General features: G+C 64.2%; 8 protein-coding genes. 6 read left to right on the top strand and 2 right to left on the bottom strand.

Features of this window, described 5'->3' with window-relative positions:
• Nucleotides 1-114: 114 nt before the first annotated feature.
• Nucleotides 115-1,155: an NAD(P)-dependent alcohol dehydrogenase gene (locus RJ1_RS43960; RefSeq protein ID WP_073370862.1), complete on the top strand. Its 1,041-nt coding sequence runs from the start codon at nt 115-117 to the stop codon at nt 1,153-1,155.
• 371 nt (nt 1,156-1,526) lie between these two features.
• Here RJ1_RS43960 and RJ1_RS43955 read toward each other — a convergent pair whose 3' ends face one another.
• Complete coding sequence (locus RJ1_RS43955; protein ID WP_073370861.1) at nt 1,527-2,309, bottom strand: DUF3109 family protein; 783 nt, start codon at nt 2,307-2,309, stop codon at nt 1,527-1,529.
• A 519-nt stretch (nt 2,310-2,828) separates the two neighbouring features.
• Complete coding sequence (locus tag RJ1_RS43945) at nt 2,829-3,302, bottom strand: MarR family winged helix-turn-helix transcriptional regulator (RefSeq protein ID WP_073370858.1); 474 nt, start codon at nt 3,300-3,302, stop codon at nt 2,829-2,831.
• 138 nt (nt 3,303-3,440) lie between these two features.
• Here RJ1_RS43945 and RJ1_RS43940 point away from each other — a divergent pair, with 138 nt between their 5' ends.
• From RJ1_RS43940 to RJ1_RS43915, 5 genes are all read left to right on the top strand, one after another.
• Nucleotides 3,441-4,013 (top strand): NADPH-dependent FMN reductase, encoded by a 573-nt coding sequence (locus RJ1_RS43940; RefSeq protein WP_073370857.1) that lies wholly within the window; start codon nt 3,441-3,443, stop codon nt 4,011-4,013.
• Nucleotides 4,014-4,207: 194 nt separating this feature from the next.
• On the top strand, nt 4,208-4,621 hold the full coding sequence (locus tag RJ1_RS43935) for a DoxX family protein (protein ID WP_073370855.1): 414 nt from the start codon (nt 4,208-4,210) through the stop codon (nt 4,619-4,621).
• 54 nt (nt 4,622-4,675) lie between these two features.
• Nucleotides 4,676-5,041, top strand: a complete 366-nt coding sequence (locus RJ1_RS43930) for a nuclear transport factor 2 family protein (RefSeq protein WP_073370853.1) — start codon at nt 4,676-4,678, stop codon at nt 5,039-5,041.
• A gap of 527 nt (nt 5,042-5,568) precedes the next feature.
• On the top strand, nt 5,569-6,045 hold the full coding sequence (locus RJ1_RS43920) for a DUF1003 domain-containing protein (RefSeq protein ID WP_083400269.1): 477 nt from the start codon (nt 5,569-5,571) through the stop codon (nt 6,043-6,045).
• 572 nt (nt 6,046-6,617) lie between these two features.
• Nucleotides 6,618-7,463, top strand: a complete 846-nt coding sequence (locus RJ1_RS43915; protein WP_073370848.1) for an SDR family NAD(P)-dependent oxidoreductase — start codon at nt 6,618-6,620, stop codon at nt 7,461-7,463.
• Nucleotides 7,464-7,465: the final 2 nt, after the last annotated feature.

The following is a 7,465-nucleotide window of genomic DNA, read 5'->3' as shown; positions in this document are numbered from 1 at the left end:
AACCCTCACCCACCACACCCCCGGTACGCGCCCCTCAATCGAGGCGGCACCGGTCACTCAGCCCTGCCCCCATCACCACCACTGTGACCACCACAGAAGTAAGGAAGTACTGCCATGCGTGTTAACGCGTACGCCGCCCCCGCCGCCGGCCAGCCGCTGGTCCCCACCACCATCGAGCGCCGCGACGTCGGCCCCCACGACGTCCTCATCGAAATCCAGTACGCCGGCATCTGCCACTCCGACATCCACACCGTCAACGGCGACTGGGGCCCGCAACCCTTCCCCGTCGTGCCCGGCCACGAAATCGTCGGCATCGTCGCCGAGATCGGCGCCGACGTCACCCGCCACAAGGTCGGGGACCGCGTCGGCGTCGGCTGCCTGGTCAACTCCTGCGGTGACTGCACCAACTGCCAGGGCGGCGACGAGCAGTACTGCGCCAACGGCATGGTCCCCACCTACGCCGGCATCGACCGTGACGGCACCACCACCCAGGGCGGCTACTCCACCCACGTCGTCGTCGACGCCGACTACGTCCTGTCCGTCCCGCAGAGTCTGGACCCGGCCGCCGCAGCTCCGCTGCTGTGCGCCGGCATCACCACCTACGCCCCGCTGCGCCGCTTCGGTGCCGGTCCCGGCAAGAAGGTCGCCATCGTCGGCCTCGGCGGCCTCGGGCACATGGCCGTCAAACTCGCCCACGCCCTCGGCGCCGAGGTCACCGTGCTCTCCCAAACACTGAAGAAGCAAGAGGACGGACTCCGCCTCGGCGCCGACGCCTACCACGCCACCTCCGACCCCGACACCTTCGAACAACTCGCCGGCCGATTCGACCTCATCATCAACACCGTCAGCGCCAGCATCGACCCCAACGCCTACCTGGGCATGCTCGCCGTCGACGGCACCCTCGTCAACGTCGGCGCCCCAGCCGAACCACTCAACCTCAACGTGATGTCACTGATCGGCGGCCGCCGCAACTTCGCCGGATCGATGATCGGCGGCATCGCCCTGACCCAGGAAATGCTCGACTTCTGCGCCGACCACAGCATCGGATCCGAAATCGAAGTCATCCCCGCCGACAAGATCAACCAGGCCTACGAGCGGGTCCACGCCTCCGACGTCCAATACCGGTTCGTCATCGACACCGCCACCCTCAACTGACCCCACCTCAGATCGCACGCCGCACATAGGGTTCCGGCGGGCGTTCACCTACACCTGAACGTCCCTGCGCACAAGCACTTCTCAGCCGTGATCCTCGGAGGACCTGCCGTCAGTGTCACCCTGTGCGAGTTTGCGAGTTTGCGAGTTGGAGTGCTGTCGGCGTCGTAGGACCGGGCCAGCGCCACCGGTGCAAAGCCGCTCCCTGATCACGTCCATCTCACGGCACTACATTCGAGGGCCCCTAACCGAACACCGACACTAGTCGGGATCGGAGAGCCTACTTGGCAACCACGCTGCCGCCTCCGGATCGAGCACTGTAGACGCCCATAACGCTGTAATCGGGGTCGACGTCGTCAGGGACCGCCGCTCCGTTACCGGGAATTCTTCTCGGCGACCGCGGTCGCCGGGTGCACGGCGATCAGGCCGAGGCCTTGGCGTCGCTTGCACAGCCGCGCCAGTTCGCGATACGCGGCCTTGCCGAGCAACTCGGTGAGCTCCGGCGCATACGACTGCCACACCGCCTTGCTGCCGACGTGCGCGTCCGGCGAGCCGGAGCAGTACCAGTTCAGGTCCGATCCGCCCTCACCCCAGCCCCGTCGGTCGTACTCGGTGATCGTCGTCTTCAGGATCTGCTCGCCATCGGGTCGCTCCACCCATTCCTGGGTGCGCCGAATCGGCAACTGCCAGCACACATCCGGCTTCACCTCGAGCGGCTCGATGCCGCGCCTGAGTGCCATCGAATGCAACGCGCACCCGATGCCACCCTCGAAGCCGGGACGGTTGAGGAAGATGCACGCACCCCGGTAGCGGCGGGTACGCAGCGCCGGCTCGCCCTCGAGCTCGTCCTCCTCGATGTACCCCCTCTTCCCGAGACCCACCTTCATGAACTGCCAGTCCGCAGGCCTGAGCAGCTTCACCGACTCGTGCAACCTCTCGACATCCTCCTCGTCGGACAAGAAGGCGCCATGCGAGCAGCAGCCGTCGTCCGGTCGGCCCGCGATGATGCCCTGGCAGGCCGGAGTGCCGAACACGCAGGTCCAGCGCGAGAGAAGCCACGTCATGTCCGCGGCGATGAGGTGCCCGGCGTCGTCGGGATCGAGGAACTCGACCCATTCCCGAGCGAAGTCGAGCGCAACCTCGGGGCTCGGCGTCATCTTGTCCGACGGCCCCGGAATACCTGCTGTCACAAATTCCCACGGTAGCCGTCCCGCATAACAGACAAGGACTGATCGGATTCCCGTCCGGGAGCAAACGATGCCCGACCCGAATCTCGCCCGATACTCCTGTGATACCACCGCTGTGATGTGCGATCGATCAACCCCAGTCCCGGTGCCGCACATCGGAAGCGACGTTGAGCGGTACGACCGGACGAACCGACACCCCACGGCATCGAAGTCCGAGGCGGCGCGAGATCGCCCGTCCTCGTTTCACTCGGCTGCGGCACGTTGCTCACTCGTACAGAACTTTTGGCGCGCCTCGCTCCGGTTGCCGCGGGCCGGATGGTGGTGCACGATCAGTGCCGTGCGCAGTCCACGCTGGCCCGCGACCGCCCCACCACCGTGCGGCGGGAACTGAACCCAACGACTCCCGCAGGGCTGGACCAGACCGAAACCGTCGACGACCGCACGGGTACCGCGCTAGCCGGCACACGGGCGGGTGTTGCAAAACACCGATCAACCGGCGGAGCCGAGGTGCTCCGTGTCCAGGTGGTCGGTGACGGTGTCCGCGATGTCGGCGAGGACGTCGAGTTGCTCGGGGGTGAGCAGGTCGACGAAGCAATGCCGAACCCCGGCCAGGTGGAGCGGCGCGGCCGCTTCGATGGCGGCCACGCCCTCGTCGGTGAGCAGGACGTCGAATCCGCGGGCATCGGTGTCGCACCGGGCGCGGCGAACGCTGCCGCGGGCTTCCATGCGGGCGATCTGATGCGAGAGCCGGCTTCGTTCCCAGCCCAGAGCCCGGCCGAGATCGCGGGAACGGATCCGACGGCCGGGCGCTTCGGACACCTCGACGAGGACGACGTAGTCGGCCTCGGTGAGGCCGAATTCCTCGGTCAGCTGCCGCGCCAGGTGCGCACTCAGGTCGGCGTGCATGCGGCGAAGACCGCGCCATGCCCGGCTCTCCCGTTCGTCCAACCACCTCGTCGCCATGCCCCAACAATAGCCTTTTGTTGACACATCATCAAAGTGGGGAGTAGTTTTGTGGATACATCAACAGATTGATGTGAGCCCTCCAACCGCACCGTCGGGACCGAACACCACATCGATTCCGTGCAGGAGTGATTCGCCATGACCAGAATCGGCATCATCGTCGGCAGCACCCGTCCCAACCGCAACAGCGAGAAGGTCGCCCGTTGGGTTCACGACATCGCCTCCCAGCGTGGCGACGCGGAGTTCGAGTTGATCGACCTACGCGATCACACCTTGCCGCACCTGGACGAACCGATGCCGCCGTCCTACGGGCAATACCAGAACGAGCACACCAAGCAGTGGTCTGCCACGATCGCCGCGTTCGACGGATTCGTCATCGCTTCCCCCGAGTACAACCACGGTATCCCCGGAGTCCTCAAGAACGCCCTCGACTACCTGTACACCGAATGGACCAACAAGGCAGTCGGATTCGTCACCTGGGGCGCTGTCGGAGGGGCCCGCGCCGCTGAACACCTGCGCACCATCGCCGGGGAACTGCAGATGGCCGACGTGCGGCGGCAAGTCACCCTGTCCCTGGCCGCCGACTTCGAGCACTACACGGAATTCACCCCCGGCGACCACCAAGCCGGCGCCGTGAACGCGATGCTCGATCAGGTCATCACGTGGAGCACTGCGCTTGCCCCGATTCGAGCCGCGGCAGCCGCAGCGTGAATCGAGTCCGCAAACCACTACCGGTCCGTCAAGCATCCAAGAGGCCCTCTCCCGGCCTGGATCCCAGGGATAGCGTTCGCGCGCAATATGATTCGAGGCACCACCACCAGGAGTCGGGAGGCGAAACGACCAACAGGGTCATCACCCCAAACGCGTCGCCACCACACTCCACAACCACCCGCAGGAGGTCGACGATGGATATCGTCGTTCTGATCGGCCGAATTCTCTTCTCCGCACTGTTCCTGTCCTCGGCCGTGGGACACCTGACCCAGTCCACGACGATGGCGCAGTACGCCGCCCCCAAGGGCCTGCCCCTCCCCCAGGTCTCGGTCCTGCTGTCCGGGGTGGTCCTCGTCGCCGGCGCGCTGAGCGTACTGCTCGGTATCTGGGCCGACCTCGGATCCCTACTGCTGGTCGCCTTCCTCATCCCCACCGCGGCGCTCATGCACAACTTCTGGTCCGAATCCGACCCGCAAACCCGGCAGATGGAGATGATCCAGTTCAACAAGGACATCGCGTTGGCCGGCGCCGCACTGATGCTGTTCGCGTTCTTCGCCCACGACGCCGACCTCGGGCTGACCCTCACCGGACCGCTTTTCCCGCTATAGAAGCAGGCTGCCGCTGCAGACCGCGAAACAACATCGCGAGGACGAGGACACAACATGACCGAGCGGACCATTGAACTTCTTCATCGAAACCTTCAGGAGGTCTTCGGGGAGGGCGATGCGACCCGCCGACGCGCCGCCATCGAAGAGTTCTACACCGACGATTGCGTGCTCTACGCCCCGAACGGCGTCTTCGTCGGACACGACGCACTCGAAAAATTCGCCGGAGAACTACGCGCGACCCATCCCCAATTTGCCTACACACCCCACGGACAGGCCCAAGCCCTACACAACGGGGGAATCCTTGCATGGGGCTCGGGCCAGACAGGCGAGCCGCCTGAGTACACCGGACTAGATGTTGTCATCGTTCGTGAAAGCAAGATCGCCGCGCTGTACGTCTTCCTCAATCCGGAACTCTCGTAACGCAACAGGGCACTCCCGCTCGGATCGAGTCCCGAACGTTCCGAACTCAGGACGACAGCCTCGCACCTGACTGAAGTGATGCCCCCGAACCGAGTGTGGCCGACCATGATTTCGCCGACACACTCGGTCGCGTCCACCTCGAGGTCTACGTCGAAGTGCAAGAGCAGCGATCGCACGGATCTCGTCTTCGGTCATACCAGGAACGTCCTCTAACGCCGGTTCTACTTGAAGCAGTGGCGGGGCCTGGCCACTCGCTACGACAACGTGCCATCGCGTACCAGCGGCGGTCGTCCCGAACGCGGTCATCGCTTGGACCCGACGATTGTCACACATGCCCTAGGACGATCTGGCCACCCGCGCACTGGACCCGATGGGCAAGAGAAGAGCACGATGGGCAACACGGTGGAAAGGAACTATCAACGCACCCGCCATCACACTCGAGGTCCGGACCACCCCATCAACAACTAGCCGCGGTGCCAGAACCCGATCCGCCGAAATCCGGTCAATCACCCGAAGGGACGGTTGGAATGACCAGCAAGCGCTCGGAAACTGACTGGCACACACCACAACTGATACCACGCCGGTTGCTACGCGGGAACAGCGTTCACCATCCGATCGTACTAGCGGAGGCGAAGAGGCGGAGCGGCAATCTGCAGCTGCGGCTGGCTGACAGAATCACCACGTTCGCCGGGTCGATGCAGTTCGTGTGGCTCCATGTGGCGCTGTTTGCGGTGTGGATGCTCTTTGTGGAACGAAGTCCGTGGCCCACGTTGACCCTCGCCGTGTCCCTCGAAGCGATCTTCCTGTCCACCTTCGTGATGATCGGCCAAAATCGTCAATCGGCCTTCCAGCAAGCAAAGGCCGATCACGACTTCCACGCCCAGGAACTCGAGTTGCTCACCAACACCGAACTGACTCGCCAAATTCACGTCCTCACCGAGGAACTTCACAAGCGTTTCATCGGTGAACCAGCACCCCGAAGCGATCCAGGGGCGCCGACGTGAGAGGTCGGCGGGGGCTGTCAAACACCGACGGTGGCACTGACTGTCCGGACTTCCGCGGTTCGGAGGATTTCGACAATGTTTCTCGTGTAATCAGTTCGTCACCGCCCGTCTCCGGCCGTCGTTCGGCCACTAGCTGCGACCTCGTCGGCGGTCGCATGCAGGCCTCGAGTGACATCTTCCTCGGCGGGTTCCGCGCCCAATCCACCGGTGCCCGAGCGCGGACAACTACCGACGCCAGCTCCGGGACTGCAGGATGGCCGCCGAGATCGAAACGAGGAGCCCCGCGGTACTTCACCGAGTTGAAGTGCAGATGGAGTTCCTCGGCGGCGGACTGAACCGTGTCCTAGGCTAGGCAGGTGCGCAGCGTCTCGCGCAGCCCCGCATCGTCGAAAGTCACCGGAGCGACGGTGTTCGCCTTCAGGACTGCACGCCTCAGCCTCTACCTTTACGTAAACGGGATGACAGGTCGGGTTTGGGATTAAATCCTCGAGGCAACACCATCGACAGCTGACACCGCTTCCCAACCGCCGCCCCGGTCACTACGGCCGCCGCGTGAGAGATGTGATCACACGATGAAAAGTCTGCACAGCAAAGTCGCGCTGGTAACCGGAGCGTCAGGCGCGATCGGTGCTGTTATCGCAAGAGCGCTGGCTGCAGAGGGAGTGGATGTCGCCGTATCCGGCAGGCGTGAGGATGTCCTCGAAGAGCTCGCCAAGGAGTTACAGGGAATGGGCGTTCGTGCCACCTCCGTCTCCGCCGATCTCGGGAACTTCAGTCAGATCGACACCCTGGTCAAGCAAACCGAGGATCAGCTCGGCCCGGTCGATTTGCTCATCAACAATGCGGGCATTGAGAACACCGCGTCTTTCACCCAGCTCACCCGCGACGAACTGACCACGATGGTCGATCTCAACCTCACTGCGCCGATGTTGCTTACCCACCGGGTCCTACCGGGAATGCTCAGCCGCGGAGCCGGTCATGTGGTGTTCATCAGCTCTCTTGCGGGAAAACGGGGCATTGCTTACAACGAGCCATACAGCGCGACCAAGGCCGGACTCATCCTCCTGACCCAATCCCTGCGAGCCGAGTATTCGACTGCTCCAGTTGGCTTTTCAGTCGTTTGCCCTGGGCTTGTCGCGGGCGACGGGATGTACCAACGGTACCTCGACGCCGGTATGACGGCCCCCTGGTTGGTCGGTAAGACGACGACCGACAGGGTCGCCGCCAAGGCAGTCGCTGCGATCAAGCGCGATCTGCCCGAGGTACACGTGAACAGTGTTCCTCTACGCGGGACGCTGGCGTTCGGTGAAGTCGCCCCGCGGCTCATCGAGCGCCTCGTACCGTTGTTCGGAGTCGACAAGTTCTACCGGCGTGCCAGCGCCAAGCGCGGCAGGTTTGAGCCCGCGGTCGAAGACTGAGG

This window comes from Rhodococcus jostii NBRC 16295, assembly GCF_001894825.1.
Taxonomy (GTDB): domain Bacteria; phylum Actinomycetota; class Actinomycetes; order Mycobacteriales; family Mycobacteriaceae; genus Rhodococcus_F; species Rhodococcus_F jostii.
Note: the sequence above shows the minus strand (reverse complement) of the source record. Positions and strands in the feature narration are given on the sequence as shown.